Annotated in this window: 27 protein-coding genes and 1 pseudogene; 11 read left to right on the top strand and 17 right to left on the bottom strand. The window is 62.5% G+C overall.

What is annotated here, in order from left to right; genetic code table 11:
- Position 1 precedes the first annotated feature (1 nt).
- From nrdR to FJ492_RS06630, 9 genes are all read right to left on the bottom strand, one after another.
- Positions 2-481: a transcriptional regulator NrdR gene (gene nrdR, locus FJ492_RS06670; RefSeq protein WP_140715215.1), complete on the bottom strand. Its 480-nt coding sequence runs from the start codon at positions 479-481 to the stop codon at positions 2-4.
- Between the two features lie 98 nt (positions 482-579).
- Positions 580-909: a GlpM family protein gene (locus FJ492_RS06665; protein ID WP_140769125.1), complete on the bottom strand. Its 330-nt coding sequence runs from the start codon at positions 907-909 to the stop codon at positions 580-582.
- Positions 910-933: 24 nt separating this feature from the next.
- Positions 934-1,515, bottom strand: coding sequence for a hypothetical protein (locus tag FJ492_RS06660; protein WP_246675917.1), 582 nt, complete (start codon positions 1,513-1,515; stop codon positions 934-936).
- 114 nt (positions 1,516-1,629) lie between these two features.
- The gene (gene glyA / locus FJ492_RS06655) at positions 1,630-2,943 is read right to left on the bottom strand and encodes a serine hydroxymethyltransferase (RefSeq protein ID WP_140506519.1); all 1,314 of its coding nucleotides are present in this window, start codon (positions 2,941-2,943) and stop codon (positions 1,630-1,632) included.
- A gap of 177 nt (positions 2,944-3,120) precedes the next feature.
- The gene (locus FJ492_RS06650; protein WP_140769121.1) at positions 3,121-4,761 is read right to left on the bottom strand and encodes a Na+/H+ antiporter; all 1,641 of its coding nucleotides are present in this window, start codon (positions 4,759-4,761) and stop codon (positions 3,121-3,123) included.
- Positions 4,762-4,895: 134 nt separating this feature from the next.
- On the bottom strand, positions 4,896-6,149 hold the full coding sequence (locus tag FJ492_RS06645) for a L,D-transpeptidase family protein (RefSeq protein ID WP_140506523.1): 1,254 nt from the start codon (positions 6,147-6,149) through the stop codon (positions 4,896-4,898).
- A gap of 350 nt (positions 6,150-6,499) precedes the next feature.
- Positions 6,500-7,015 carry a winged helix DNA-binding protein gene (locus FJ492_RS06640; protein ID WP_013896002.1) on the bottom strand — a complete coding sequence of 172 codons (516 nt, stop codon included), beginning with the start codon at positions 7,013-7,015 and terminating at the stop codon, positions 6,500-6,502.
- A 238-nt stretch (positions 7,016-7,253) separates the two neighbouring features.
- Entirely contained in the window at positions 7,254-7,676 is a 423-nt protein-coding gene (locus FJ492_RS06635; protein WP_027143571.1) for a DUF6163 family protein, read from the bottom strand.
- Complete coding sequence (locus FJ492_RS06630; RefSeq protein ID WP_140506525.1) at positions 7,673-8,713, bottom strand: enoyl-CoA hydratase/isomerase family protein; 1,041 nt, start codon at positions 8,711-8,713, stop codon at positions 7,673-7,675. The genes FJ492_RS06635 and FJ492_RS06630 overlap by 4 nt, the downstream gene beginning before the upstream one ends.
- A 161-nt stretch (positions 8,714-8,874) precedes the next feature.
- Here FJ492_RS06630 and FJ492_RS06625 point away from each other — a divergent pair, with 161 nt between their 5' ends.
- The 3 genes from FJ492_RS06625 (at position 8,875) to FJ492_RS06615 (ending at position 11,927) form a co-directional block, all read left to right on the top strand.
- The gene (locus FJ492_RS06625) at positions 8,875-9,696 is read left to right on the top strand and encodes a DUF2066 domain-containing protein (RefSeq protein ID WP_140506527.1); all 822 of its coding nucleotides are present in this window, start codon (positions 8,875-8,877) and stop codon (positions 9,694-9,696) included.
- Between the two features lie 112 nt (positions 9,697-9,808).
- Positions 9,809-10,840, top strand: coding sequence for a porphobilinogen synthase (gene hemB / locus FJ492_RS06620; RefSeq protein WP_140769119.1), 1,032 nt, complete (start codon positions 9,809-9,811; stop codon positions 10,838-10,840).
- 442 nt (positions 10,841-11,282) lie between these two features.
- Positions 11,283-11,927: a dihydrofolate reductase family protein gene (locus tag FJ492_RS06615; protein WP_140506531.1), complete on the top strand. Its 645-nt coding sequence runs from the start codon at positions 11,283-11,285 to the stop codon at positions 11,925-11,927.
- 202 nt (positions 11,928-12,129) lie between these two features.
- Here FJ492_RS06615 and ppk2 read toward each other — a convergent pair whose 3' ends face one another.
- Positions 12,130-13,050 carry a polyphosphate kinase 2 gene (gene ppk2 / locus FJ492_RS06610; protein ID WP_140506533.1) on the bottom strand — a complete coding sequence of 307 codons (921 nt, stop codon included), beginning with the start codon at positions 13,048-13,050 and terminating at the stop codon, positions 12,130-12,132.
- Between the two features lie 282 nt (positions 13,051-13,332).
- Between ppk2 and FJ492_RS06605 the strand changes: the two genes are divergently transcribed.
- A complete protein-coding gene (locus FJ492_RS06605; protein WP_140749490.1) occupies positions 13,333-14,376 on the top strand; it encodes an aldo/keto reductase in 1,044 nt (347 codons plus the stop codon).
- 27 nt (positions 14,377-14,403) lie between these two features.
- On the opposite strand, the pseudogene FJ492_RS06600 reads toward FJ492_RS06605, so the two are convergent.
- Positions 14,404-15,375: pseudogene (locus FJ492_RS06600) on the bottom strand (glycosyl transferase family 90).
- A 251-nt stretch (positions 15,376-15,626) separates the two neighbouring features.
- A complete protein-coding gene (locus FJ492_RS06595) occupies positions 15,627-16,598 on the bottom strand; it encodes a glycosyl transferase family 90 (protein WP_140769117.1) in 972 nt (323 codons plus the stop codon).
- 198 nt (positions 16,599-16,796) lie between these two features.
- Here FJ492_RS06595 and FJ492_RS06590 point away from each other — a divergent pair, with 198 nt between their 5' ends.
- Positions 16,797-16,943, top strand: coding sequence for a hypothetical protein (locus FJ492_RS06590; RefSeq protein ID WP_140506538.1), 147 nt, complete (start codon positions 16,797-16,799; stop codon positions 16,941-16,943).
- A 60-nt stretch (positions 16,944-17,003) separates the two neighbouring features.
- On the opposite strand, the gene FJ492_RS06585 is transcribed toward FJ492_RS06590, so the two are convergent.
- Together FJ492_RS06585 and FJ492_RS06580 are read right to left on the bottom strand one after the other, a co-directional pair.
- Complete coding sequence (locus FJ492_RS06585; protein WP_140769290.1) at positions 17,004-17,264, bottom strand: DUF982 domain-containing protein; 261 nt, start codon at positions 17,262-17,264, stop codon at positions 17,004-17,006.
- Between the two features lie 103 nt (positions 17,265-17,367).
- Positions 17,368-18,033 (bottom strand): GntR family transcriptional regulator, encoded by a 666-nt coding sequence (locus FJ492_RS06580; RefSeq protein ID WP_140769114.1) that lies wholly within the window; start codon positions 18,031-18,033, stop codon positions 17,368-17,370.
- Between the two features lie 115 nt (positions 18,034-18,148).
- On the opposite strand from FJ492_RS06580, the gene FJ492_RS06575 reads away from it, so the two are divergent.
- Both FJ492_RS06575 and FJ492_RS06570 read left to right on the top strand, forming a co-directional pair.
- Positions 18,149-19,408 carry a multidrug efflux MFS transporter gene (locus tag FJ492_RS06575; protein ID WP_140769112.1) on the top strand — a complete coding sequence of 420 codons (1,260 nt, stop codon included), beginning with the start codon at positions 18,149-18,151 and terminating at the stop codon, positions 19,406-19,408.
- A 36-nt stretch (positions 19,409-19,444) separates the two neighbouring features.
- Complete coding sequence (locus FJ492_RS06570; RefSeq protein ID WP_140769110.1) at positions 19,445-19,810, top strand: DUF423 domain-containing protein; 366 nt, start codon at positions 19,445-19,447, stop codon at positions 19,808-19,810.
- Positions 19,811-19,825: 15 nt separating this feature from the next.
- Here FJ492_RS06570 and FJ492_RS28665 read toward each other — a convergent pair whose 3' ends face one another.
- Entirely contained in the window at positions 19,826-19,975 is a 150-nt protein-coding gene (locus tag FJ492_RS28665) for a hypothetical protein (RefSeq protein WP_181166593.1), read from the bottom strand.
- A gap of 59 nt (positions 19,976-20,034) precedes the next feature.
- Positions 20,035-20,178, bottom strand: coding sequence for a hypothetical protein (locus tag FJ492_RS28660; protein ID WP_181166592.1), 144 nt, complete (start codon positions 20,176-20,178; stop codon positions 20,035-20,037).
- A gap of 162 nt (positions 20,179-20,340) precedes the next feature.
- Between FJ492_RS28660 and FJ492_RS06565 the strand changes: the two genes are divergently transcribed.
- The gene (locus FJ492_RS06565; protein ID WP_140769108.1) at positions 20,341-21,417 is read left to right on the top strand and encodes a substrate-binding domain-containing protein; all 1,077 of its coding nucleotides are present in this window, start codon (positions 20,341-20,343) and stop codon (positions 21,415-21,417) included.
- Positions 21,418-21,435: 18 nt separating this feature from the next.
- Here the strand turns inward: FJ492_RS06565 and FJ492_RS06560 are convergent, their stop codons facing one another.
- Positions 21,436-22,677, bottom strand: coding sequence for an OpgC family protein (locus tag FJ492_RS06560; RefSeq protein WP_140769106.1), 1,242 nt, complete (start codon positions 22,675-22,677; stop codon positions 21,436-21,438).
- A 201-nt stretch (positions 22,678-22,878) separates the two neighbouring features.
- Between FJ492_RS06560 and FJ492_RS06555 the strand changes: the two genes are divergently transcribed.
- The 3 genes from FJ492_RS06555 (at position 22,879) to FJ492_RS06545 (ending at position 26,342) form a co-directional block, all read left to right on the top strand.
- On the top strand, positions 22,879-23,565 hold the full coding sequence (locus tag FJ492_RS06555) for an alpha/beta hydrolase (protein ID WP_140506550.1): 687 nt from the start codon (positions 22,879-22,881) through the stop codon (positions 23,563-23,565).
- 114 nt (positions 23,566-23,679) lie between these two features.
- Positions 23,680-24,759, top strand: a complete 1,080-nt coding sequence (locus FJ492_RS06550) for a toxic anion resistance protein (protein WP_140769104.1) — start codon at positions 23,680-23,682, stop codon at positions 24,757-24,759.
- An 11-nt stretch (positions 24,760-24,770) separates the two neighbouring features.
- The gene (locus FJ492_RS06545) at positions 24,771-26,342 is read left to right on the top strand and encodes a substrate-binding domain-containing protein (protein ID WP_140769101.1); all 1,572 of its coding nucleotides are present in this window, start codon (positions 24,771-24,773) and stop codon (positions 26,340-26,342) included.
- Position 26,343: the final 1 nt, after the last annotated feature.

The following is a 26,343-nucleotide window of genomic DNA, read 5'->3' as shown; positions in this document are numbered from 1 at the left end:
CTCAGCCGGCGTCCTCTTCGCTCTTTTCGTCGTCCCCCTTCAGCTCGCCGAGCAGTTCGTGGAAATCCTTGGCCTCGCGGAAATTGCGATAGACCGAGGCGAAGCGCACATAGGCGACATCGTCGAGCGACTTCAGTGCATCCATGACCAGCCGGCCGACCTCGCCGGAAGCCACTTCCGTTTCGCCGGAACTTTCGAGTTGGCGGACAATGCCGGTCACGGCGCGATCGATGCGCTCGGGGTCGACGTTGCGCTTGCGCACCGCGATCTCGACCGAGCGCAACAGCTTGTCGCGGTCGAACGGCACTTTTCGCCCTGATTTCTTGACCACGACGAGGTCGCGCAACTGCACGCGTTCGAACGTGGTGAAACGGCCGCCGCAATCGGGGCAGACACGCCGCCGGCGGATCGCCGCGCCGTCCTCGGCGGGGCGCGAATCCTTCACCTGCGTATCTTCGGACTGGCAATAGGGACAGCGCATGGAGAGCCTTGGGTTCGCGAATCTGGTGAGGTGAAAAGGCTTAGAGCCTTTCCGGTCCGGATTGAAGCAGTTCCGTTTCTTCGACGGCCTGCCGCGCCTCAGAGATAGCGAGGCGCGAGGAAGATTGCCAGCGCGGCAAGCAGCCAGACTGCGATGCCGCCGGCAACAGCCAGGCGATAGTCGACCTTGTCGATGAACAGCCAGCAGGCGCCGAGGAAGGCGAGATAGGCCGGAATCGTCTTCATTCCGGCAAGGCAGGCATCGCGGAATCCGCCTGGATCGCCCTTGGCGCCGACAGCGAGCAACGCGATGACGGCAAAGGTCGGCGCCAGCGGCAGGATCCCGGGCAAGACATTGCCCCGCTTGGACGCCCAGACGATCAGGGCTGTCACCAGCCCGCCGACCACGCCTTTCCAGAGGATGTCCATGGCCCCCTTGCTCCAGCCAAGCCGTTAAGGCGCAACATCCTTGGTTGGGAAGCCGCAAGACGTGCCGAGATTGCGATAGGCCTTTGTGAAACCGTCCATCGGAATGCTGGCGACGGCCTGCTTGCCGAAGGTGACGTCGAGCGATGTGACTTTTCGCATGGCCCGCAGCAACGCCAGACTTGTCTTGGCCTGGTTGTCGATCGTCCAGGTGGGACGGCCATTGACGGCATCGTTGGAGTAAACCGTCGCGGAAACCTTGACGCCCGGATCGCCGAAGATGGCCGCGATCTTCTTGTCGGCCGGCAGGGTCCGGTTGTCGATGGTGATCATGATGGCCGGATAAGCATCGGGCGGCAGCACGTCGCCGGTCGAGATCGACAATGTCAGCGTGCCCGAATTGCCACCCGCGTCGAAGAACGCCGTGGAGGCCGCGCAGGTCTTGTGCGCATCCTGGCCGGTGTCGAGCGTATCGACCATGGTCGTCCATCGGCCGAAACTGCTGGTGGCGGGCATGTCCGGAGCGGGCTGCGTCTGCGCCAAAACGGACCCGCAAGCAGCCAGCCAACCGAAGGCGCCAAGTGAGGCAAGACAAAAATCGCGCATCATCAATTCTCCAGTTCCATGCGTCACCCGATCAGGGGTGACGCACCGCCGGTGGATAAAAGATGACGCGTCGCGCCCGGTCAACCGAGATAGGATGGTCAACCGGGATAAGGATGGTCAACCGAGATAGGGATAGAGCGGGAATCGATCGGTCAATGCAACGACCTTGGCCTTGACCGCCGCCTCGACGGCGGCATTGCCTTCGTCGGAATTGGCGACCTTAAGCCCATCCAGCACCTCGGCGATCAGCTTGCCGATCTCACGGAATTCGGCCTGGCCGAAGCCGCGCGTGGTGCCGGCCGGCGTGCCCAGCCGCACACCCGAAGTGACGAAGGGCTTTTCCGGGTCGAAGGGGATGCCGTTCTTGTTGCAGGTGATGTTGGCGCGGCCAAGGGCCGCTTCGGCGCGTTTGCCGGTGGCGTTCTTGGGCCTGAGGTCGACCAGCATCAGGTGGTTGTCAGTGCCGCCGGAGACGATGTCGAGGCCCGTTTCCTTGAGGCTGGAAACCAGCGCCTTGGCGTTGGCGGCAACGCTTTCGGCATAGACCTTGAAGCTCGGCTTCAGCGCTTCGCCGAAGGCCACTGCCTTGGCGGCAATGACATGCATCAGCGGACCGCCCTGCAGGCCGGGGAACACCGCCGAGTTCATCTTCTTGGCGATGTCCTCGTCATTGCACAGGATCATGCCGCCGCGCGGGCCGCGCAGCGACTTGTGCGTGGTGGTCGTCACCACATGGGCGTGCGGCAAGGGCGAGGGATGCACGCCGCCGGCAACGAGGCCAGCAATGTGCGCCATGTCGACCATCAGATAGGCGCCGACCGCGTCCGCGATCTCGCGAAAGCGCTTCCAGTCCCAGATGCGCGAATAGGCTGTGCCGCCGGCCAGGATCAGCTTCGGCTTAGTCTCGTGCGCGGTCTTCTCGATGGCGTCCATGTCCAGCAGGTGGTCGTCCTTGCGCACGCCATAGGAGACGACCTTGAACCATTTGCCGCTCATGTTGACCGGCGAGCCGTGGGTGAGATGGCCGCCGGAATTGAGGTCGAGACCCATGAAGGTGTCGCCGGGCTGCAGCAGCGCCAGGAACACCGCCTGGTTCATCTGGCTGCCGGAATTCGGCTGGACGTTGGCGAAGTTGCAGCCGAACAGCTTTTTCGCGCGCTCGATGGCCAGTTCCTCGGCCACGTCGACGAACTGACAGCCGCCATAGTAGCGCTTGCCCGGATAGCCCTCGGCATATTTGTTGGTCATGATCGACCCCTGCGCCTCGAGCACGGCGCGGGAGACGATGTTCTCCGAGGCGATCAGCTCGATCTCGTGGCGCTGGCGACCGAGTTCGTTGCGGATGGCGCCGAATATCTCCGGATCGGCATCTTCCAAAGTGGTTTCGAAAAAGGATTCGAGCTTGTTGGACGCCGCCGCTGCTGTTGCCATGGCCTGAGTTCCCCGGGGGTTGGAAGGGCAAATTCGTGGATGCAGTCGTCCCAAACCACTTGGCGGTTCTGGGCGACATGCATGCGTTCGCCGGCCATTAACACAGTTGTTTTGGGCTCGCCACGTTTGCGGCGCGAAATTTGCTGGCCGGTTTGCGGCAAAGGATCGGGCGGACCGCTATTTCCTGTCCCGCCGCTGCTTCAGCAAGGCCTCGGTCAATGTGATTTCGGAAAACAGGGCGCGCATCGTGTGATCATTGATCTCTTGGCTGCGGAACATGTCGCGTAGCGCGGATCGCTCGGCTTCGATGCCCGCCGCCCTGAGTTCGAGCTCCAGCCTGCCGGCCTCACGGGCCTCGGCGCGGGCCTCGTCGGCTTCGTCGGAAGCCGCTATGCGCCGCCGGTAGCCGGCCACGATGCTGTCGGCGACGGCCAGCCGGGCCTCGACCGCCTCGCCCTCGCCTGCCTCGTTGGCGATGCTCTCGATCCTGGCGATCGCCGCACTGGCGGCGCCGACGCGCGCCCGGCGCTCCTCCGCTGCGGCCGGATTCTCGCCCGGCTCGACCAGTCCCCGCGCGATCCTAGGCAAGGCAAAGCTGGCAATGACGAGCGAGCAGATGATGACGCCGGCGGCGAGGAAGATCACGACATCGCGTGCCGGAAAGGGCGAGCCATCCTGCAAAGCCAGCGGCAATGACAGGATGCCCGCCAATGTGATGGCGCCGCGCACGCCGGCCACGGAGCCGGCAAGCCGGACGCGAAATCCGAACGGCTCGGCCTTGCGCTTGCCCACACGCGCCGCGATCGCTTGGGCGATGTCCCCGACCCAGATCCACAGGAAGCGCAGCCCGATCAGGCAGATTGTCAGGATCAGCACCGTCGCCACCGGCTCGATCAGCCAATGCCGGCTGGACAACTCTGGCGGGACCTTGCGGATGATGTCGGGAAGCTGCAGGCCGAGCAGAATGAACAGAGCGCCATTGAAGACGAAAGTGAGCGTCGCCCAGAGCGACAGAATCTGCATGCGCGCCGACACGCCGAGGAAACGGTACATGCCGCTGACCCCGGTCAGCAGACCGGCGGTGACCGCCGCCAGGATGCCCGAGGCTCCGACATGTTCGGCGCCGAGATAGGCCATGAAAGGCAGCAGGATCATCACGAGAACCTGCGCCTCGGCCGGCACGCCGCCGATGCGGCTGAGCAGTTGCAGCGCCTTGGCGGCGATGTACAGGGCCGCGACACCGGCCAGGATGCCAGCGGCGACGGCGTAGAGGAAGCTGAGCGAAGCTCCCGCGAAAGAGAAGCTGCCGGTCAATGCCGCTGCCACCGCAAAGCGGAACATGACTAGGCCCGACGCGTCGTTGAGCAACGACTCGCCCTCCAATATGTGCATCAGCCGGGCCGGAACCATATTCCTGTCGACGATCGAGGACACCGCCACGGCGTCGGTCGGCGACAGCACGGCGGCCAGCGCGAAAGCGACGACGAGCGGAATGCTCGGCACCAGCCAGTGCAAGGCATAGCCGAAGCCGACAATGGTGAAGAAGACCAGGCCGATGGCAAGATCGAGTATGGGTCCGCGCAAGGCGACGAGTTCGCGCTTGGGCGCCGCGAAGGCGTCACCGAACAGAAGCGGCGGGATGAACACCAGCAGGAAAAGTTCCGGATCGATCTCGACATGCAGGCCCCCGGCGGGCCAGGCCAGGGCCGCGCCGATGGCGATCTGCAGCACCGGCAACGGCACCCGAACCAGCCGGACGAGCGCGCCGGACAGCGCCACGAAGACGAGCACAACGAGAATGAAGATGGCGACGTCCATGGCACGATTCCGGCTGTCTGCCGACCATGCGCAATAGCCGGAGCTTCGTCCAGCCGGTCGAGCGGCTGGAAATGGCGGCGTCCGCAATAAAAAAGCCGCCCTGAGAGCGGCTTTTTTGCAAAAATATCAGCTCGTTATAGCGACGACGTGATCTGCAGTTCGCTGGCACCGTCGAGCGCGTAGACGTCGTCGCGGAACTGGACGACGCCGGGTCCTGTCGACCACGCCGAGAGATAGAGGAAATGCACCGGCACCGGGTTGGTGACCTGGATCGGCGTGTTCTGGCCGGTCTTGATAGCCGCCTCGAAATGCTGGCGATCCCAGCCGGGCGTGTCGCGCAGGATCCACGTGACGAGATCACGCACGTTCTGGACGCGCACGCAGCCCGAGGAATCGAAGCGCATCATCTTGCCGAACAGACTCTGCTGCGGCGTGTCGTGCATGTAGACGCCGTCAGGGCTCGGGAAATTGATCTTGACCGACGCCATGGCGTTTTCCGAACCGGGATCCTGACGGAAACGGTACTTGGCGGCATCGTCGGTCGACCAGTCCACATTCATCGGGTCGACTTCGCTGCCATCGGGCGCGAACAGGCGGATATGGCTGTTCTTGAGATAATCGGGATCCTTCCGCATCAGCGGAATGATGTCCTTGCGCACGATCGAGACCGGTGCGTTCCAGTACGGATTGACGATGATCTCGTTGATCTTGGAATTGACGATCGGCGTCTGGCGATCGATCTTGCCGACGATCGCGGTGTGGCGAAGCACGACGCGGTCGTTCTCGACCGCTTCGATCTGTGCGGCAGGAATATCGACCAGCACATAGCGGCTGCCCAGCGTGCCGGCCTTCTCTTTCAGCCGCTGCAGATTGGTCTGCAGCTGGCCGAGCCGAATTTGCGCCGAAACGTTCATCGCGGCGTAGGTATACTTGCCCATCGAGCCGTCAGCCGGCAGACCATGGCGCAACTGAAAGCGCTTGACCGCCGAGTCGACATAGGAATCGAAAGCCGTCGAAATGCCGGCGCTCTGCGACAGGTCGCCCGCCATCATCAGGCGCTTGCGCAACGGCACCACGTCCGGGTCATCGACGCCGAGTTGCAGTTTCTTGGTCGCGGGAACGTCCGTCCAGCCGCCCTGGGAGACGATGTTCTGATACTGCGCGACCGCCTGCTCAGTGAAGGCAACGGTCTGCAGGCTGAAGATCGGCAGCGTCGAGGCCACCTTGCCGCCTTCGCTGGCGCGGGCATCGAACTGATCATCCCAATTGCCGCGGGCCGAGGATTTCAGGATATCCCCGATCACATCCTGCGCACTGGCACGGCCGGCCACCATGGCGGCGGCGAGCGCGGAGGCTCCGGAAAGGAAAAAGCGGCGGCTGGTTCTCATGGACGTTCCAGACATTCTTGTAGCGTTCGATCACCTTGCTGCGTCGATTATCGCGCGATCTCGCCCGCACTCTAAAATCGGCAATCTTAACAATTAGCCAACCATGGTCCGTATCACATTGGCGACAAAAGCAAGAGGCGCGATGCGGCTGCGGATGGACGCATGGTCTTCACCACAGCATCACTGCCACTCTCGGTTCCACTGGAATATGGCGGCAACGTGGCCTTGGCCCGTAATTTGCTTTGGCCGGACGCAAGAAAGAAAAGACCGGTGCTTTTCGGCACCGGCCCTGACTGGAGCTCGCTGTTATGGCCACGCTTCTGCGGCGCGGCTCCGTTTCCTGGATGGTCTTACATCCGGTAGGCGATGGTGTCGTTCCAGAAGCGGTCGAGCCGCTGCAGGGCGCGGTTCATCTGCTTGAACTCGTCGGTGTTGATGCCTCCGACCTGTTCGATCGAGCCGACATGGCGCTCATAGAGACCGGCGACCACATCAGCCACTTCATTGCCTTTCGGCGTCAGCGAGACGCGGACCGAACGGCGATCGATGCGTGAGCGCTGGTGGTTGATGAAGCCGAGATCGACCAGCTTCTTCAGATTGTAGGAGACGTTCGAGCCGAGATAGTAGCCACGCGAACGCAGCTCGCCGGCGGTCAGTTCGGAATTGCCGATGTTGAAGAGCAGCAGCGCCTGGATGGCATTGATGTCGGAACGGCCGTTGCGGTCGAATTCGTCCTTGATCACATCAAGCAGACGGCGGTGCAGACGCTCGACCAGCTGCAGCGATTCCATGTACAGGGAACGGATAGCCTCGCGGCGATCGTCGGAAACGTTGGCGGTCTTGGCCGCCGGACGCGAATTGATCATTGTCTTTGCCTCTCGTTTGTCGCCCTGGTGATTTTTTGTTTTTCACCTTGATCGCGACACTATCGAATACTCATAAAATTCGACTTAAACGCTAGGGCTAACAAGAGCTTACCGGTAAGAGGTTTCGGAAGACGCTTAACGAACGGTCACCCGGGCAAGGATGATTAACCTAAAGATTTAGGCAATGATCGCCGGGGCGGATTCGAGCGGTCGCCAGGTCGTCAACCCGTACAAGGGCTTAGTGCCGTGCCGGTCGTTTCTGCAGGTAGATGACGACGCGAAAGACGATGTAGAGCAGCGCCACGCAGGCATGCGAGACGATGATCAGGAGACGATGGCCGAAAAGCTCGGGAAAACCAGCATACATGACCGTCTCGGTGACCGCGCATATGAACCAGATCACCGGGCCCCAGGACGCCAGCATCCACAGCCCGGCCGCGGCGAAGGGAAAGAACACGGCGAGCATCACCGCCGCCACCTGCCAATGCACCGGCATAAGGTCGAAGCGCCACAGCGAGCCCGGATAGAATCCGATCAGCTTGATCCAGTACAGGATGCCGAACATCAGGCAGTAGCCCGCGATGACGCGCTGGAACCAGGCGAAGATCACCTCGACCGTCGAGGGCTGCAGGACGACGCGTCTCGATGTCACTTCGCTCACAGCCCAAGCTCCCGATCGCCGAGCGGAGCGAAATAGGCCTCGACTTCCGCCTCGCTGACGGCATCGATCTTTGCCGGCCGCCATTGCGGCTTGGAGCCCTTGTCGATGATAGCGGCGCGGATGCCCTCGTAGAAATCGTGGCCAGCCAGCATGCGGTTCAGGATGCGGAACTCCATCCTCATGCAGTCGTCCATCGACAATGTCTGCCCGGCGCTGATCTGCCGCCAGGCGACGCGAAGGCTGGTCGGCGAGCGCATGCGGATCGTCGCCAGCGTCTTGGCCGCGAATTCGTCCTTGCCCGCGCGATCCAGGCTGTCGATGAGGTCCGGCAGCGAGGGTTGGGCGAAATGGCGGGAGATCGCCTCCAGGATGGGCCTGTCGGTCTCCCGCTTGGCCGGAACAAAGAAACCGCGCAGCACCGATTCCGGATCGCCCGTCAGCGCCAGCCGGTCGAGGAAGCTCGGCTGGTCCTCGGCCTTGATGGTGTGGGTGGCCAGCCCCGACCACAGCGCATCGCCATAGCGGATGCGGTTACCGGTCAGCGCCAGGTACATGCCGAATGAACCGCCAAGGTCGGGCAGCAGATGACTGGCGCCGACATCGGGGAAAAAGCCGATGCCGACCTCCGGCATGGCGAACTGGGCATTCTCGGTCATCACCCGGTGTGAACCGTGGAAGGAAATGCCGACCCCACCGCCCATGACGATGCCGTCGATGAGCGCCACATAAGGTTTCTTGAAACGGGCGATGTAGGCGTTGAGCCGATACTCGTCGGCGAAGAACTCGACCGGCGGCTTTCCAGCCCGGCCGGCTTCATAGATGTGCAGGATATCCCCGCCGGCCGAAAACGCCCTGCCCTCTGCCTTGACCACGACGACATCCACGCCGTCGTCCCGCTCCCAGGAGCGCAGGGCCTCGCCCAGCGCCTTGACCATGCGATGGGTGACGGCATTGAGCGCCTGCGGCCGCGTCAGGGTGACGACGCCGGCCCTGCCCAACCTTTCGAAGCGAATTTCGTCGCCTCCACCAAAATCCATCGCCAGAGAATCCTTCCCCGCGCCTGCGGGACTGAAGTGCTAAAGGCGGCGCATGGGTGCGTCAATGGCAGCAGTCTGTCCGCCGCGGTCTTGGCGGCAAGTGGCGGCCGATGCTAGACGTTGGCGGCCATTACGGCAGGCCAAGAGCCGGATAGTGAGCCATGCCGCAGTTTTTGCGCCTTGTCCTTGTTCTGAGTTGCCTGTCTGCGTTGTGGGCAACCAATGTTCCCGCCAGGGCAACCGACCTTGGCGATCTTTACCAATCGCAGACCATCGTCACCGGCCAGGGTGAAGAAAACCGCCAGCTCGGCTTCAAGACTTGCCTCGACAAGGTCCTCGTCCGTGTTTCGGGCGATCAGCGGCTGCTTGCCAGACGCGAAATGGACGCGTTGCGCGACAAGGCCGGCAGCTTTGTCGACAGCTTTCGCTACCATGACCGGCTGGAGGGTATTCCGATCCATGACGAGCAAGGCACGCATGACCGGCCGCATGACCTCACCTGCCTCTACAAGCCTGATGTGATCGACAAGGTGCTGGCATCGCTTGGCAGCAGGCCCTGGCTTGGCGAGCGGCCGACACTCGCCGTCTTCCTCACGACTGAACAGGGCACTCGGCATTTCGTGCTGAGCGCTGAGGAAGGCCACGGCGAAACGATGCGCGAATCCTTCATCAATGCCGCCGGTCCAACACTGATACATGTCGTCTTTCCGAAGGCTGCGGAGCTTGGCGACCTGGGCGAAGAAGCGTTGCGCGCGGCTGACATGGCAAAGTTGGATCGGCTGGCCAAACAGGCAGGTGGCGACCGAGCGCTCGCCGGCAGCATCGTATGGAGCGATGAGGAGCTAGGCTGGATCGCCGATTGGCGACTGGCCGATCAGGGCAAGACCTGTCGTTGGCAGGTGCGCGGTGTCAGCTTCGACGAGGCGTTCCGCGTCGCGATCCGTGGCGCGGCACAGATCCTTTCGGGCAATGGGCAGCCCTGATCAATAGGCGTGGTGGGACAGCGCCGTGGCAGCTTTGACCCCTGGCACAAACGTGTCGCATTGGTCAGCACCAAGGGCTCGTGCTAAAAGCCGCCGATCCGGAGTTTTGGCCATGAACAAATTCACCCCAGCAAAACCTGCCGGCGCGCGCAGCGTCGACGACGTCACCGGCAGCCGCCGCCTGCGCCGCATGCGCAAGGCCGACTGGTCGCGTCGGCTCGTGCAGGAGAACAGGGTTTCGGTCGACGACCTGATCTGGCCAATCTTCGTCGTCGAGGGTAGGAATGTCCGCGAACCGATCGCTGCCATGCCCGGCGTCTTCCGCCTGTCGGTCGACCTTGCCGTCAAGGAGGCCGAACGCGCGGCCAAGCTCGGCATCCCGGCTCTTGCCACCTTCCCCAATGTCGATCTCGGCCTGCGCGACCAGACCGGCTCGCACATCCTCGACCCGGAAAACATCATCAACCGCGCCACCCGCGCGATAAAGGAGGCGGTGCCCGAGATCGGCATCATCACAGACGCGGCGCTCGATCCGTTCACCAGCCATGGCCATGACGGCATTCTGCGCGACGGCATCATCGTCAATGACGAAACCGTGGAACAGGTCGCGGCGGCGGCCGTCATCCAGGCGGCTGCCGGCGCCGACATCATCGCGCCATCAGACATGATGGACGGCCGTATCGGTGCCATCCGCGACGCGCTCGACGCCAACGGTTTTCAGGACGTGGCGATCATGTCCTACGCCACCAAATTCGCCTCGGCCTTCTACGGCCCCTATCGCGAAGCCGTCGGCACCGCCGGCCTGCTCAAGGGCGACAAGAAGACCTATTATATCGACCACGCCAATTCGGACGAGGCGGTGCGCGAGGCCGAGCAGGACATCGCCGAGGGCGCCGACATGCTGATGGTGAAGCCCGGGCTGCCCTATCTCGACATCATCCGCCGGCTGAAGGACGAATTCCAGATGCCGACCTTCGCCTATCAGGTGTCGGGCGAATATTCGATGATCAAGGCGGCCGGCGCCAATGGCTGGATCGACGGCCAGAAGGCGATGCTGGAATCGCTGCTCGCCTTCAAGCGTGCCGGCTGCGACGGCATCCTGACCTATTTCGCTCCCGAAGTGGCGGAAATGCTGAAAGGGTAGTCTCAAGGTCCCGGGCAAGGCCTTTCAGTAGATGTCACCACTCTTTCGAGCGGTCGGCGGTTCCTTCGAATTCCCGCTGACAAAAACCGGCAGCTGCAGCTAAAATAACCGCGCGGCCGGAGGCGGCCGGCAGCCCGCACCTCGGCCAAGAGGTACGGCTAACGCCTCCAGAGGATGCTTCCTGACCCGGTTCCCTGTCGGCCTCGTCAATGCGGGCACCACATCCGTTTCGTGAAATTTACAGGCGAATGAGTTGATATCGCGGCTGACTCGACGGCCGCCACTGGCGTCCGTGCCGACCGCTACACAACAGTCTGGACATCGCTTGGTGCAAAGGTCTGGATAGATGTCTTTCGATCCGAAAAATACCGCTTGCAATTCACAATCAGTTTGCTAGAAGAAAACCACTTGCAAAATACAACTGGTTACCGAGGAGGTCTTCATGTCCAAGCTTCGCGTCAACGCTTTCAGCCTGTCCCTCGACGGCTACGGCGCCGGGCCTGATCAGAGTCTGGAAAATCCGCTCGGCGTCGGCGGAATGGCCCTGCACAAATGGGCTTTCAGCACCCGCACCTTCCGCAAGATGTTTGGCGAGGAAGGCGGCGAGACAGGCGTCGACGAGGACTTTGCGGCGCGCAGCTTCGAGAACCTCGGCGCCTGGATCCTCGGCCGCAATATGTTCGGCCCGATCCGGGGTGAATGGCCCGACGACAAGTGGAAGGGCTGGTGGGGCGACAATCCGCCCTATCATGTGCCGGTGTTCGTGCTGACCCACCACGAGCGGGCGCCCATCACGATGGAAGGCGGAACGATTTTCCATTTCGTCACCGGCGGGATCCATTCGGCGCTAGAGCAGGCAAAATCAGCGGCCAGCGGCAAGGACGTGCGGGTCGGCGGCGGCGTCTCCACCATCCGGCAATATCTCCAGGAGCGGCTGATCGACGAGATGCACCTGGCAATCTCACCGGTGCTGCTGGGCAAGGGAGAAAACCTTTTTGCCGGCCTCGACATGCCCAACCTTGGTTATCAGTGCACCGAACAGGCGGCAACGGCACTTGCCACACACGTGGTCATCAACAGGGCTTAGGCCGAGCCCTTTTGGCGCAGCTCCTTTCTCCCCGTCACTATACCAGGAGAAAGGTCCGGCAGGACAATGAGGGGCGGTGCTGCCGAACGAAGATGATGCTGGCGTAGTCCTGCGAATGGCGGTCTAACCAGTTAGCCCTGCGCCCCTCTCATCCGCCCTTCGGGCACCTTCTCCCCGTGAAACGGGGAGAAGGAAAGGTTCCTCAATATTTCTCCGGCACGTAAAGTTCGCGCGGCAGGACCTGGCGTTCGTATTCGGGGTTGAAGACGCGCTCCGGCAGCGTGATCTCCTCGTGCGGCACGTCTTCGTACGGCAGCTGCTTCAGCAGATGATCGATGCAGTTCAGGCGCGCGCGCTTCTTGTCGTTGCCCTCGACGATGAACCAGGGCGCTTCGGGGATGTTGGTGCGCGCGAAAGTCTCCTCCTTGGCCTTGGTGTACTGTTCCCAGCGCACACGTGACTGCAGGTCCATCGGCGACAGCTTCCACTGCTTCATCGGATCATGGATGCGCATCAGGAAGCGCATCTGCTGTTCTTCGTCGGTGATCGAGAACCAGTATTTGACCACGGTGATGCCCGAGCGCACCAGCATGCGCTCGAACTCCGGCACGTCATGGAAGAACTCCTCCACCTGCTCGGGGTTGGCAAAACCCATTACCCGTTCGACGCCGGAGCGGTTGTACCAGGAGCGGTCGAGCAACACGATCTCGCCGCCTGCCGGCAAATGCGGGACATAGCGCTGGAAATACCATTGCGACTTCTCGCGTTCAGTCGGCGCCGGAAGCGCCACGACGCGACAGATACGCGGGTTGAGCCGCTGGGTGATGCGCTTGATGACGCCGCCCTTGCCGGCGGAGTCACGGCCCTCGAAAATCACCACCAGTTTCTTCTTGTGATAGGCGACCCAGGATTGCAGCTTGATCAATTCGGACTGCAAGCTGATCAGGTCGCGAAAATATTGCATGCGATCGATCGAAGGCGGATGCGAGTTCTTGTAGATCTTGGCGATCTCCATCGACAGCGCCGGCTCCGACATTTCGAGCTCATAATCTTCGTCAAGCGTGTCGGCGAGCTCGGCTTCGAGCCAGTCCTTGGCAGGGGAATTCTTTTTTAGCTCGGTCATATCAGCTGCTCCGCTTGCAAGCCCTGTCGGTTACCACTGGCGCCCCAATTTCTGGCCAGCGGCCAAGAATGGAAACACCTGAGCCGACTTCAATATAGGCCGGCGGTGACGGTTTTATTGCAGCCCGGGCGCGATTGCCGCCACGGCGGATTCGGCGATGTGTGATCGATCCAATGTCATTCTACGGCGACAAGCCGGCCGAATTGTCCTACAAATCCGCGGTCGCGTTCCAGGCCTGCCCCTTGGCGGCACGCCTCTTCAACAAAATCGTGAGGATCTGACATGGAATACCGCACCCTTGGCCGTTCGGGCCTGAAGGTTTCGACACTGACGCTTGGCACCATGACCTTCGGCGGCTCCGGGCCCTTCGCCGCGGTCGGCAACAGCGATCTCGCCGAAGCCAAGCGGATGATCGATATGTGCATTGACGCCGGCATCAACCTCATCGACACCGCCAACGTCTATTCGAACGGCCTGTCTGAAGAGATTATAGGCGAAGCGCTCGGCGGCAAGCGCAAGAACGATGTGCTGATTGCGTCCAAGGCGCGGATGCGGATCGGCAAGGGCCCGAACGACGAAGGCCTGTCGCGCCACCATCTGATCCGCGAATGCGAGAGAAGCCTGAAGCGGTTGAAGACCGATGTCATCGACATCTATTTCGTCCACCAGTGGGACGGCCTCACCCCGCTCGAGGAAACCGTTGCCGCGCTCGACACTTTGGTCAGCCAGGGCAAGGTGCGCTACATCGGCTGCTCCAACTATTCCGGCTGGCAGGTGATGAAGGCGCTTTCCATCAGCGACAGCCGCCACCAGCAACGCTTCGTCACCCAACAGATCCACTACACGCTGGAAGCGCGCGAGGCCGAGTACGAGCTGCTGCCGATCTCGGTCGACCAGGGGCTGGGCGTGCTGGTCTGGAGCCCGCTCGCCGGCGGCCTGCTGTCGGGCAAATACCGCCGCGACAGCCCGACCGCCCGCCAGCTCGCCGGCTGGTCCGAGCCGCCGATCCGCGACGAGGACCGGCTGTGGCGGATCGTCGATCTGCTGGTCGACATCGGCAAGGATCGTGGTGTGTCGGCGGCGCAGGTGGCACTTGCCTGGCTGCTCGGCCGCCCTGCCGTCTCGTCGCTGGTGATCGGCGCCCGCAACGACGTCCAGCTGAAGGACAATCTCGCGGCCGCCGCCCTGGAGCTCGGCACCGAGGAACGCCAGCGCCTCGACGCCGTTAGCCGACCGCCCCTGCTCTACCCCTACTGGCACCAGCAACTGACGGCGAAGGATCGCTTCGGCCCCGCCGACATGGTTCTCGACCGCAGCGACATCTGATCAGCGGCGTCGGGCCGAGCACAAGAGCTAGGTCCCGATGAACCGCCAGAGCTCGGGATCGGGTTCGATCTGGCCGCTGAGCACGAAATATTTGTAGAGGACGAGCAGGGAGATCGCCTGCTCGTCCCGTTCATTGGAAAATTTGCCGCAATAGGCATTGGCCGCGGCGATGATGCGCTCCGCCGCGGCCGGATGCTGCTCGAAATAATCTATCTTTTCACGAAGATCGGAGAAGTCCGGGTCGAGCGGCGCATAGTGGACACCGGCCTCGAGCTGGCTCTCGCCAAACCATGTTTCGTAGGTCGGCGGCGGCATCAGACAGAGCGAGTTGGAATTCATGATCCATTTGAGGTTGGTCGCCACGTCATTGCCCTCCAACGAGACGATGTAGCGATAGCGCAGATGCTGGCTGATGCTGAGGAACGGCTGGCTGTACTCAGCCGGTGCACTGCGCTTGTGCGAACCGACGTCGCAGAACGGCAAGCCGCGCGCGACATCCAGGAACCGTGTCCTGATCGGATTGTTGAGGTCGCCGCGCCAGACCACGACCGGGCGTTTGTCGGCGAAGGCGACGGTGTCGACGGGCATGTGGAAGTGGCGAAACTTGTTGAACTTCATAACGACAGCGTTGCCGTTGTCGACGCTGATCGGCCGATCCTTGACGAGCGTCGGCAGCTTGGGCACGCCTTTGACGTCGCCGAACTTCAGGTCGATGAGCAATGACGGATCGAAATAGCGGGCAAATTCCTTCAGGTCGTAATAATACATGCTCGGTTCAAACGGCATCTTGTCGATGCGCACGGCATCCGGGCTTGGCGTAAAAGCGTTCTGCAGCTTGTTGTAGTGATTCAGCCGTCGGCGCACGGCTTCATTCGAGAGTCTGGCCTGTTCCAGGCGGCCCGCCAACCGTCGTCGGAAGATCGCCTAGGGTGCGATATCGCGCATGACGTTTCGCGCGTAGTAGAAGACCCTTGCCGTCGTCCGTTGTATGGTGGCCATCGTTCTCGTAGTCTAAAACAAGCGCCACTAAACAGACAACAGCCGGGATGGTTGCCGCAGCGTTGCGCATCTTTAGTGCACGCATTCCGGCAGTGCCCGGACACGTGATGGCCGGCCTCGACGAGACGCGCCGGGGATGCCGCGGCAACTACAGCATGTCGCGGCGAACAGGATTCGCCCGACCTGCTGTAAGCTTCTGATTTTATGCATGTCGTTATCCCGGAACCGAGGACACTTCCGGGCGACATGCATTAGCCCGTTATGTAGCGCCACACCTCGGCATCAGGTTTGATCTGGCCAGAGAGCACGAAGTATTTGTAGAGCACCAGCAGCGAGATCGCCTGTTCGGTCCGCTCGTCGTCGAATGTCCCGCAATAGGCGTTCGCGGCGGCGATGATGCGCTCTGCCTTGGCCGGGTGCCGCTCGAAATAGGCGACGTTTTCGGCAAGATTGGAGAAGTCTGCCTCTAGCGGCACATAGTGGACATTGGCTTCGAGCTGTCGCTCGGCAAACCATGTCTCGTAGGTTGGCGGCGGCATCAGGCAAAGCGACTTCGAGTTCATGATCCATTTGAGGTTGGTCGCCACATCATTACCCTCGAGCGAGACGATGTAGCGATAGCGCTGGTGCTGGCTGATGCTGAGAAAAGGCTTGGCGTATTCCGCAGGCGCGTTCGGCTTGTGCGAGCCGACATCACAGAACGGCAGGTCGCGCACGGCTTTCAGGAATCTTGTCCTGATCGGATTGTTGAGATCGCCGCGCCAGACCACGGCCGGCAGCTTGTCGGCGAACGAGATGGCGTCAGCCGGCATGTGGAAGTGGCGAAACTTGTCCAGCTTCATGATGATCGCATTCTTGTCGTCGTTACGGATCGGTCGATCCTTGACGATCGTCGGCACCTTCGGCACACGCCTGACGTCGCCGTATTCCAGGTCGATGAGCAAATCCGGATCGAAATAGCGGGCGAATTCCTTCAGGTCATAATAGTACATGGTCGGCGTGAAGGGCAGCTTGCTGATGCGCTTGGCATTGGCGCTTGGCGCGAAACCTTCCTGCAGCTTGTTGTAGTAATTCAACCGCTGGCGCACCGCCCCACCGGAAAGCCGGGCCCTTTCGAGACGGCCGGCCAGCCTGGCGCGAAACAGCGCTTGCGGAGCCACGTCGCGCGCGACGTTTCGCGCATAATAAAAAAGTTTTGCTGCGGTCCGCGAAATTGTGGCCATCGGTCACTTGATCAAAACAAACAGGCAGCTCTCAATTCATTGGCGCCCTGGGTTTCCTACATCATTGTGGCGCCCATCTGGCAAGCCCCGCATCTCTTCGACACCAGCGTCCACGCATTGTCGCTTCGGCTGTTGTGTTTGACGGCTAATGCTCCTAGGCAGGTGCAGGGCCGCAAGGCAGTGACAAAAGGAGCCGATATGGCGCGAGCACCAAACTACGATCAGGAACGCAAGGAGCGCGACCGCCAGAAGGCGGCCAAGAAGGCTGAAAAACTGGCGGCCAAGGTTGCCGCGCGCGAGCGTTCGAAGCCTGAGACCGAGACGGAGAACGAAACCGAGGAATAACGGCATGCGGCCCGCGAATGCGGGCCGTGCCTCAATCCGAATTGTCGGTATCAGTCTATGTCAGGCTGGCGCCTTGTCGCTGATGAAAACATCCACCTCCCGCGCCGCGGCGATGAAAGCGCGTCGGGCATTCATCGCCGGCTTGTCGCCGGCGAGTGCGTCGTGGCAGGCCTGCAGCGCCGCACGATGCTTGGCGCTGCGCTTGCCCGGCCAACTGTTGAGGAGGTAATCGGAAGCCTCCCTTGCCGAATGCAAGAGCTGAGTGCTTCCCGCCGTGACGGATTTGACGGTCACGGGTGTTTCAAAGCGATTGTTTTCCATCGCCGCTCTTACGCCATCGGCTTGCATGAAGCGAGGCTGAAAGTGCGCTTCGCGTCGGATGCCGCCTGTTTTCCGGCGAGCGGGCTGCCGCGCATAGGCCGTACTAAGCGGCGACGACGGCAAATCCCCTCGCGCGAAGGCCTCGTCGGTCGTTGGCAAGCGACGTCACCAGCCGGTCGCGGCTGCCGACGATGTGGGCCGACAGGAGCCGCGCGGCTTCATCGGCCTGAGCAAGGCGTGTAGCGGCTAGGATGGCGCGATGCTCGAGCCAGGCACGGCCAAGGGCCGTTTCGTCACGCACTTCCAGCCAGCGGGCGCGCGACAGGCGCGTCATGGCGTCCCGAACCGCCCGGAACAGGAATTCGTTGCCGGAGAGCCGCGCCAGTTCGATGTGAAAATCCATGCCGACACGATGCCATTCCTCGCGCGGGGTGTTTTCGTCGCAGGAATCGAGCATCGCCTCGATGACATCGATGGCGCTCTTGTCCGCTTGCCCGCATGTCAGCCGCAGCGCCGCGACCTCGACCGCCTCGCGATAGACCGCAATCTGCTCGAGCTCGGCCAGGTTGATTGGCGAGACCGTCCAGCCGCGCCCGTCCCTGCCGACCAGCCCCTCGGTCTCCAGCCGCAGAAGTGCCGCCCTGACCGGCGTGCGCGAGGCGCCGAAACGGCCTTCGATCCAGCGTTCGGTCAGCCGCTCTCCCGGCCCGATCTCGAGCGCCAGGATCATCTCGCGAAGCTGCCGTTCGACATTCTGCATCTGCGACATCGCGCACCCTTTCCGAAGCCGCATTGACAGCGACCGGCTTGAAGTTCATGACGGATACCAGATTGGTATCCCAAAATGGTATCCGCAACAAGCACTGATACCGGGCAGGCAGGACATGACGCAGGAAGACACGTGGCAAAGCGGCTACAACATCCATTGGCGGCGCAATCTCGCCGTCTGTTTCGCGGGGTCGTTCAGCACGCTCATCGCCATGACCCTGCTCCTGCCCTTCTTGCCGCTCTACGTCGAACAGCTCGGCGCACAGGGTCATGCCGCCATCGTACAATGGTCCGGCATCGCCTATGGCGCCACCTTCTTCGCCGCGGCGATGGTCGCGCCGTTGTGGGGACGCCTGGGCGACCGCTACGGCCGCAAGGTGATGCTGGTGCGCGCCTCCTTCGGCATGGCGATCTGCATGTCGCTGACGGGCATGGTCGAGACGGTCTGGCAGTTGGTGCTGCTGCGCCTGCTGATCGGCTTCGCCGGCGGCTATTCCTCGGGTTCAACCATATTGGTGGCCATGCAGACGCCGAAGGAGCGCTCCGGCTGGGCGCTTGGCGTCCTGTCGGCGGGCATCACGGCGGGCTCGCTGGTCGGCCCGCTGCTCGGCGGCGTGCTGCCGCCGGTGATCGGGATTCGCGCCACCTTCCTCTTGTCGGGCGGGGTGATCTTCCTCGCCTTCCTGGCGACGACCTTCCTCATCAAGGAGAGTCCGCGCCCGAGCCCGAGGGCTGCCAAAGCCGCGTCGGCGACAAAACCGAAAAGCGGCTGGTCGCAGATCCCGGACAAGCGCCCCGTCGTGGCCATGCTGACCACCGGCATGCTGCTCGCCTTCGCCACGATGTCGATCGAGCCGATCATCACCGTCTATGTGCAGCAGCTCATCGAGGACCAGAACCGGGTGACGCTCGTCGCCGGCGTGGTAATGTCGGCGGCCGCCCTCGGCACCATCTTGTCGGCGTCCTGGCTCGGCAAGCTCGCAGACCGGATCGGGCACTGGAACGTTGTCGTGGGAGCGCTGGCTGTCTCGGCGCTGTTGCTCATCCCGCAGGCTTTTGTCACCAACAGCTGGCAGCTTATCGGCCTGCGTTTCCTGATGGGCCTGGCGCTGGGCGGCCTCCTGCCCTGCATCACCAGTGTCATCAGGCACAACATCCCCGACGGCGTCGGCGGCAACGTGCTTGGCCTTGCGATCTCGGCACAGTATGTCGGGCAGGTCGCGGGGCCGCTGGCCGGCGGTTTCGTCGGCGGCCATTTCGGAATGCCGGCGGTGTTTCTCGGCACGTCGGTGCTGATGGCGCTCGGTGCCGCCTACAACTGGATCGTCCAGTCGCGGCGGACGCGGCATATGGCGCTGGAAGCGGGCAAGCCCTGAGCTTGCCTGGCCTGCAAAAGAAGGAGCACGCCGACCATGAACCTCGCCAATCCAAACGGCAGCCGGCTCCTCGTGCTTGCCGGCGGTCTCGTCGGCGCGGCGGGGGTGGCGCTTTCGGCAGCTGCCGCGCATCGCGGCGGCGCCTTCACCGGCACGGCCGCGTCATTCCTCCTGATGCATGCGCCGGTCTTTCTCGCCATTGGCCTTGTCGGAGCAAACCGCTGGCTGCGCACCGCAAGCCTCGTTCTGCTCGCCGGGCTGCTGCTCTTCGCGGGTGATCTTCTCGCCCGCGATTTCTGGGGCTCAAGGCTGTTTCCGATGTCGGCGCCGATCGGCGGCACCCTGCTCATTGCAGGCTGGCTTGCGATAGCGATTTCGGCCGTAGCGCACCCACGACCCTGAGATGATTGCTTGAGGTCAATCCCGGCGACGTTCCGGGCGGATCCAAGGAGCACGGCCCTCAACAGCGGGTTTCACCCGGCGTCGCGCCCCCGGTCGTTCGATGGCCGGTGCGATGCCCCAGTAGTTGCGGTAGATATCTTCGAACAGATGCTTGATGGGATGCATGACTCATCCTCCTTGTCTTTGAATCGATCCAATCATTGGGCGCGAAAAGAGCCGGTTGATCAGCTCCGCTTGCGCGCCACCAAGAAGCGCAGATCGCGAATCCATGGGCCCGCCTCACCACGATGCCTGGCCTTGCTGGTGGCTGACCCGATATTCCAGTCGTTGCGATAGATGTCGGCGAACAGGTAGTTGACGGGATGCATGGCGCTCCTCCCTTTGCCGGTTCAGCAGAACAAGCTGCCACTTGGATCGATTCAAACGTAGGACTGGCACCGGCGTGGGTCAAGCAAAATTTGAATCGATCCAACGAAAGTGCTAGATGCGGCCCAGGAACGTGCTAAATGCATGTCAGGAGGCACGCGCAAATGGCGTCACTCACCGCAGGCAATCGACGACCCGTCCGACTGGCCGATATCGCAAAGGCCGCCGGTGTTTCGCACGGCACCGCGTCCAATGTATTCAGCCGCCCCGAGATCGTGCGCGAGGAAGTTCGCGACCGGGTTCGCGCGGCAGCCGAGGCAATGGGTTATGGCGGGCCCGATCCAAAGGGGAGGCTGCTGCGGGCCGGAAAGGTCAACGCCATTGGCGTGGCCACCGCCGAGCCCCTCTCCTATTTCTTCGACGATCCGTTTGCGCGCGTCATGATGGCGGGCATCTCGCAAGCTTGCGATGCGACCGGAGCCGGCATTTCCCTGGTCTCGGCCGCCAACAACGAGCAGCTTGCCTGGAACATCCAGAGCGCGCTGGTCGACGGCTTCATCGTCTTTTGCATCGAAGGCGGCTCGCGCCTGGTGGAGTTGGCACGCGAGCGCAAGCTTCCCTTCGTCGCGCTCGACCTCGATTCCGAGGACGGATCGGTCGCCGCGATCGGTGTCGACAACATCGCCGGCGCCGGCATGGCGGCCCGCCATCTCACCGATCTCGGACATCGCCGCTTCGCCGTTCTGGCCCTGCCCTTCGCCGACAACAGGACAGGCCTTGTTTCGGCCGAACAGGTCCGGGCGGCAACCTATGCAGGGACGCGCGACCGCCTCACCGGCTATCTCCGGGAACTTTCGCGGGTTGGCGTCGATACATCCAAAGTACCCGTCTACGAGACCGCCAACGACGTGGCGAGCACGAAGGCAGGGCTCGAAACCATCTTCGCCTCCGACGCACCGCCCACCGCCATCCTGGCCATGTCGGACCGAATAGCCCTGGTGGCGCTCGAATGGCTGAGCGCACGCGGGCTCAACGTGCCTGACGATGTTTCCGTCGTCGGGTTCGACGGTGTTCCGGAAGCAGCGGTGTCCGAGCCGCCATTGACCACGATCGCCCAGCCGATTGCCGAGATGGGCCGCCTCGCCGTCAGGGCGATCCTGGAGAGCGACGCGCCGGTCAGCCGGCAGCAACTGCCGGTCGAACTGATCGTGCGGGGCTCGTCGGGTCCGCCCCGCGGTTGAGCCGCACGCCCGAAACGACTACCGATTGGCTCTTGCCATGGCAGAGAGGCCCAAAGGCGCACGAACCGGCGCGGGATCCTTTTGGGCCGTGCGGGCCTTGCCCGAACCGCCGATGGCCGACAGCCATTCGAGATAGAAGGCGAGCGCGAACTGCATGGCAATGCCGGCCGATATCAGCAGGCCGTCATAGACGAACCCGCCCGGATTGATCACCTTCATCACCTGCGCGACCATGGCGATCAGCGTGCCGGCGATGAAGACCGGCAGCGATCGTTTGCCCAGTATCGCCAGCGGATGGTCGGGGCTGGTGCGGAACAGGTTTGACAGCGTCGGCAGGGCGACGACGAGGTAGCTGACCGCCAGGATGTGCAACAGCCGCGGCAACGACAGGAAGGTCTTGTCGAAGCCGCCGATCACCACCGGCAGGTTGAACCACGTTATATGTCCCCAGAGCGGGCTATGCACCCACACCAGCGCCGCCAGCACATAGGCGGCGGCCGCGCCGATCAGCCAGCGGTTGACCGGAATGACACCACCGCGCCTGACATGCAGCATGGCGGCAAGGCCGATGTTGAACAGGAACTGCCAGGACAGCGGATTGAGGAACCAGAAACCGGGCTCGGGATAATTGGGCGGCGCGATCTGCCAGATTCCAGCAACGAGCCACAGCATGCCGGACAGGAGAAGGGCCGCGACGGGCCTGTAGCTGACAAACAGCACGAAGGCCGGCGCCATCAAAAGCAGCGCGGCATAGACCGGCAGGATGTTGTTGTAGCCGAGCTGGTGGCCAAGCGTGACGATGCCGACCAGCACTTGCGGCGTGTCCTTCATCAGCGGCTCGATATTGATGAGCTTCAGCAGTTCCGGCCGCTTGGCAAACACCGCCACGGCGCAGAACAGGGCCATCACCACCATCGTCGTGACGATATGGGCGACGTAGAGCACGCCCGCCCGCCGCCACATCTTCAAGGTCGCCAGAAGCCGGCCTCCCGGCCGGAATTTCGTGCCGTAGGCGAGCGCGACCGAGATGCCGGAAATCAGCACGAACGCTTCGGCCGCATCAGAAAAACCGAAATTCTTGTAGGTCAGGGCCTCGAAAGCCGTGCCCGGCACATGGTCGATGAAGATCGTGAGCAGGGCCAGCGCGCGCAGTACATCGATACGCGTGTCGCGTTCCAAGATACGCGAATTGCGATCTGGGATACGCAACTCGCGATCTGGGATACGCGAATCGCGATCTGGCGAAATAGGGGTGGTCATCGACAAAAGGCCTCAAAGCTGGTTGTTCATGTCCAGCAATGCGACCCCCGACGCACCGCTTCGATTCCTCCCACAGGGAGTATATCGGCGCAGAAACGGGCTGGAATGCGCCTGGTTCAATCAACTTTCGCGGAGCATGAAAATATTGCGTTTTGAAGCCGGCAAATTGAGCGAAACCTCATATAATCAACGGGATGCGATATGATTGGCGCCAGTGTCGAAAATGGTCCGCCGATGCTGGACCTGGCCTTTCCCTATCGTCTCCTCGGCGCCGGCGGAGGCGGCCGTGAATGCCTGTTCCTGCTGCATGGATCGGGTGTCGACGAGACAAGCATGGTGGCGCTGGCGAGACGCATGGCACCAGATGCCGCACTGGTCGCGGTGCGTGGCCGTATCCCCCAGGAGGACGGTTTTCGCTGGTTCGAGCGAATCTCGCCGACGCGCTTCGACCAGGAAAGCATCCGTGTCGAAACCGCCACGTTCGCGGCATTCGCAAGAGAAGCCGCCGCGCGCCACGGGCTTGATCTCGATCACGCGACATTCCTTGGCTATTCGAACGGCGCCAATCTGGTTTCAAGCCTGATGCTGCTCCATCCCGGCATGGTCCGGAGCGCCGCGCTGCTGAGGCCAATGCCTGTGCTCGACAAGGTCCCGGCGACGGACCTTGCGGGAACACGGACATTGATCATTGCCGGAGCCGCCGACGAGACCTACGGGCCTTTCGCGCCGGCGCTGGTGACGCTGCTCAGCCGGCACGGCACGGAAATCGACGCCCGGATTGTTCCATCGGGCCACGAAATCGGCAACCCGGACGCCGCGATCGTCGGCCGATGGCTGGCGGAATCGGTGGCGGCTGCGCAGGAAGGGTCCATCGGACGCACAAGTTGAAGAATAGCGTTTATCTACGGCCTTGGGCTGCCTCCAGCTTCCATTGTCCACAGCGGCGACATATCACTGTTACAGATTGCCTATCGAGATACTGTTCACTGAGGGGAGGTCTGCATGGCCGACAAGAACAGCATCACTTTGCTCGACGACACTTCGACATTGCCGGCAATCGTAGCCAATCCGTCCGACATCGCCAGAATCGAAAGCACGATCGACGTCAGAGACCGTGCCGGCATTTCTGTCTATGGCGACCGTGCCCAGCAGGCAGTCAGCGACTATGCCGACAAGATATTGTCCCAGTTGCGCAACCGAGACCTCGGCGATACCGGCGACCTCCTGACCGACATCATCATGAAGGCCAAGAATCTCGATCCGGCCTCGCTCAAGGACCAGGGTTTCCTCAGCGGCCTGTTCTCCTCGTTCAAGGAGCGGCTCGAGCGCTTCAAGGAGAAGTACGAGGACGTGGCGGGACAGATCGATCGCATCGGCCTCGAACTCGACCGTCACAAGGACACGCTGCGGCGCGACATTGCCGTGCTCGACGAGCTCCATGAGCAGACAAAGGGCTCCATCCTCAAGCTCGATGCCTATGTGCAGGCCGGCAAGAAATTCGTCGATGACTACCGCGGCAACGAGTTGCCGAAGTTGAAGGCCGCGGCGGATGCCGCTAGCGGCGACACTGGAGGCACGCTGGAGGCGCAAACCTATCAGGACGCCGTGCAGGCGCTCGACCGCCTGGAAAAGCGCATCTTCTACCTGGTGCAGGCGCGCCAGCTCGGCATCCAGCAATTGCCGCAGATTCGCATCGTCCAGTCGGGCGACGAGACGCTGATCGAGAATTTGCAAGCGACCTCGGCGCTGACCGTGCCGGCATGGAAGCAGAAGATGGTGATCCTGCTTGGGCTGACCAACCAGAAGTCGGCGCTCGAGCTGCAAAACACGGTGACCGACGCAACCAACGAGATGATCCGCCAGACGTCGAAAATGATGAAGGACCAGGCGATTTCGGTCGAGGAACAGGCGCAGCGCGGCATCGTTGACGTCGAGACGCTGGCGCAGGCCAATCGCGATCTCATCGACACGGTACAAGGCGTTCTGAAAGTCCAGCAGGAGGGCCGCCAGAAGCGGGCCGAAGCCGAAAAACAGATGGACCAGATGACGATCGACTTGAAGAAAGCACTGACCCAGTCCTGATCGGAACCGCCATGCCGAAGACGCTGACGTCCGTTCTGCTGCTCGCCTTCGCGGTGTTTTTGACGGCCTGCAATTCCAGCCAAGTCAAATTCTCGATCGTCTCCGGCTCCGAGAATACGGTGCTGGAGCCGATCGTCCAGGAATTCTGCGCCAAGCAAGGCGCGACCTGCACCATTTCCTATCAAGGCTCGCTCGACATCGGGCTCGGACTGCAAAAGCCTGGCGGCCTCGACCAGGACGCGGTTTGGCCGGCCTCCAGCGTCTGGGTCGACCTGTTCGACAGCGGCCGCAAGGTGCGCAACCTGACGTCGATCGCGCAGATGCCGGTCATTCTGGGCGTGCGCAAATCCAAGGCCACCGAACTCGGCTGGGTCGGCAAGCCGGTGTTCATGAAGGACATCCTGGCCGCGGTGAAGGACGGCAAGCTGAAATTCCTGATGACGTCGGCGACGCAGTCCAATTCGGGCGCCAGCGCCTATCTCGCCATGCTGTCCAGCGCGCTCGGCGGCAAGCAGGTGATCGAGCCGGGCGACCTCGACAATCCCGCCGTGCACGATACGGTAAGTGCCTTGCTGCAAGGCGTCGAGCGCTCGTCCGGTTCGTCGGGCTGGCTCGCCGATCTCTACGTCGACAGCGCCGGCAAGGGCACCGTCTATGACGCGATGTGGAACTACGAGGCGACGCTGAAGGAGACCAACGACAAGCTCAAGCAGATGGGCAACGAGCCGCTATACGCCGTCTATCCGGCCGACGGCGTCGCTGTCGGCGACTCGCCGCTCGGCTTCATCGATCATGGACGCGGAGCCGATGTCGAAAAATTCTTCACCGACCTCCTCGCCTATCTGCAGTCGGACGCGGCGCGCAAACGCATCGCCGATACCGGCCGGCGGCTGCCGCTCGGCGGCGCGGCCATCCCGGCCACCGCCGAGCCGGATTGGAATTTTGATCCCGGCAAGCTGGTGACATCGATCCGCATGCCGGAGCCGGCGGTGATCCGCAAGGCGCTCGACCTCTATCAGGAGGCCTTGCGCAAGCCTTCGCTGACGGCGCTGTGCTTCGACTTCTCCGGCTCGATGGAAGACCAGGGCGAGAAACAGTTGCAGGCGGCCGCGCAATTCCTGTTCACGCCGGAAAAGGCAAGCGAGGTGCTGGTGCAATGGACGCCGTCCGACCGCATCTTCGTGCTGCCTTTCGACGCCGTCGTGCGCGACACATTCGAGGCGAAGGGCGATGCGGCGGGCCAGAGCGAGCTGCTGACGGACGTTGCCCAGCAACGCGCCGGCGGCGGCACCGATATGTATGCCTGTGCCGACCAGGCCCTGCGGAAGATCGTTGCCACGGCGGACCTTTCGAAATACCTCCCGGCCATCGTCATCATGACCGACGGCCGCACCGATGGCGGCGCGGACCTGTTTCTCGCACGCTGGCGCAACGCCCCCGTGCGCGTGCCGGTCTTCGGCGTCACCTTCGGCGACGCCGACAAGAGCCAGCTCGACAGTCTCGCCAAGGCGACGTCGGCACGGGTCTTCGACGGCAGCGGCGATCTGGCCGGCGCCTTCCGCGCCGCCCGCGGCTACAATTAGA

It is taken from the genome of Mesorhizobium sp. B2-5-4, assembly GCF_006441095.1.
Classification (GTDB): Bacteria; Pseudomonadota; Alphaproteobacteria; order Rhizobiales; family Rhizobiaceae; genus Mesorhizobium; species Mesorhizobium salmacidum.
This window is presented reverse-complemented; position numbering and strand designations above follow the sequence as displayed.

What these genes read in the sequence shown, in the direction of transcription:
- FJ492_RS06605 (WP_140749490.1), top strand. Translation starts at nt 13,333, where the DNA reads ATGGAATACCGCACCCTTGGCCGTTCGGGCCTGAAGGTTTCGACACTG.
- FJ492_RS06570 (WP_140769110.1), top strand. Translation starts at nt 19,445, where the DNA reads ATGAACCTCGCCAATCCAAACGGCAGCCGGCTCCTCGTGCTTGCCGGC.
- FJ492_RS06595 (WP_140769117.1), bottom strand. Translation starts at nt 16,598, where the DNA reads ATGGCCACAATTTCGCGGACCGCAGCAAAACTTTTTTATTATGCGCGA.
- FJ492_RS06640 (WP_013896002.1), bottom strand. Translation starts at nt 7,015, where the DNA reads ATGATCAATTCGCGTCCGGCGGCCAAGACCGCCAACGTTTCCGACGAT.
- FJ492_RS06580 (WP_140769114.1), bottom strand. Translation starts at nt 18,033, where the DNA reads ATGTCGCAGATGCAGAATGTCGAACGGCAGCTTCGCGAGATGATCCTG.
- nrdR (WP_140715215.1), bottom strand. Translation starts at nt 481, where the DNA reads ATGCGCTGTCCCTATTGCCAGTCCGAAGATACGCAGGTGAAGGATTCG.
- glyA (WP_140506519.1), bottom strand. Translation starts at nt 2,943, where the DNA reads ATGGCAACAGCAGCGGCGGCGTCCAACAAGCTCGAATCCTTTTTCGAA.
- FJ492_RS06590 (WP_140506538.1), top strand. Translation starts at nt 16,797, where the DNA reads ATGGCGCGAGCACCAAACTACGATCAGGAACGCAAGGAGCGCGACCGC.
- FJ492_RS06555 (WP_140506550.1), top strand. Translation starts at nt 22,879, where the DNA reads ATGATTGGCGCCAGTGTCGAAAATGGTCCGCCGATGCTGGACCTGGCC.
- FJ492_RS06645 (WP_140506523.1), bottom strand. Translation starts at nt 6,149, where the DNA reads ATGAGAACCAGCCGCCGCTTTTTCCTTTCCGGAGCCTCCGCGCTCGCC.
- FJ492_RS06665 (WP_140769125.1), bottom strand. Translation starts at nt 909, where the DNA reads ATGGACATCCTCTGGAAAGGCGTGGTCGGCGGGCTGGTGACAGCCCTG.
- FJ492_RS06565 (WP_140769108.1), top strand. Translation starts at nt 20,341, where the DNA reads ATGGCGTCACTCACCGCAGGCAATCGACGACCCGTCCGACTGGCCGAT.
- FJ492_RS06560 (WP_140769106.1), bottom strand. Translation starts at nt 22,677, where the DNA reads ATGACCACCCCTATTTCGCCAGATCGCGATTCGCGTATCCCAGATCGC.
- FJ492_RS06575 (WP_140769112.1), top strand. Translation starts at nt 18,149, where the DNA reads ATGACGCAGGAAGACACGTGGCAAAGCGGCTACAACATCCATTGGCGG.
- FJ492_RS06625 (WP_140506527.1), top strand. Translation starts at nt 8,875, where the DNA reads ATGCCGCAGTTTTTGCGCCTTGTCCTTGTTCTGAGTTGCCTGTCTGCG.
- FJ492_RS06660 (WP_246675917.1), bottom strand. Translation starts at nt 1,515, where the DNA reads ATGATGCGCGATTTTTGTCTTGCCTCACTTGGCGCCTTCGGTTGGCTG.
- FJ492_RS06650 (WP_140769121.1), bottom strand. Translation starts at nt 4,761, where the DNA reads ATGGACGTCGCCATCTTCATTCTCGTTGTGCTCGTCTTCGTGGCGCTG.
- FJ492_RS28660 (WP_181166592.1), bottom strand. Translation starts at nt 20,178, where the DNA reads ATGCATCCCGTCAACTACCTGTTCGCCGACATCTATCGCAACGACTGG.
- FJ492_RS06550 (WP_140769104.1), top strand. Translation starts at nt 23,680, where the DNA reads ATGGCCGACAAGAACAGCATCACTTTGCTCGACGACACTTCGACATTG.
- ppk2 (WP_140506533.1), bottom strand. Translation starts at nt 13,050, where the DNA reads ATGACCGAGCTAAAAAAGAATTCCCCTGCCAAGGACTGGCTCGAAGCC.
- FJ492_RS06545 (WP_140769101.1), top strand. Translation starts at nt 24,771, where the DNA reads ATGCCGAAGACGCTGACGTCCGTTCTGCTGCTCGCCTTCGCGGTGTTT.
- FJ492_RS06585 (WP_140769290.1), bottom strand. Translation starts at nt 17,264, where the DNA reads ATGGAAAACAATCGCTTTGAAACACCCGTGACCGTCAAATCCGTCACG.
- FJ492_RS28665 (WP_181166593.1), bottom strand. Translation starts at nt 19,975, where the DNA reads ATGCATCCCATCAAGCATCTGTTCGAAGATATCTACCGCAACTACTGG.
- FJ492_RS06630 (WP_140506525.1), bottom strand. Translation starts at nt 8,713, where the DNA reads ATGGATTTTGGTGGAGGCGACGAAATTCGCTTCGAAAGGTTGGGCAGG.
- FJ492_RS06615 (WP_140506531.1), top strand. Translation starts at nt 11,283, where the DNA reads ATGTCCAAGCTTCGCGTCAACGCTTTCAGCCTGTCCCTCGACGGCTAC.
- hemB (WP_140769119.1), top strand. Translation starts at nt 9,809, where the DNA reads ATGAACAAATTCACCCCAGCAAAACCTGCCGGCGCGCGCAGCGTCGAC.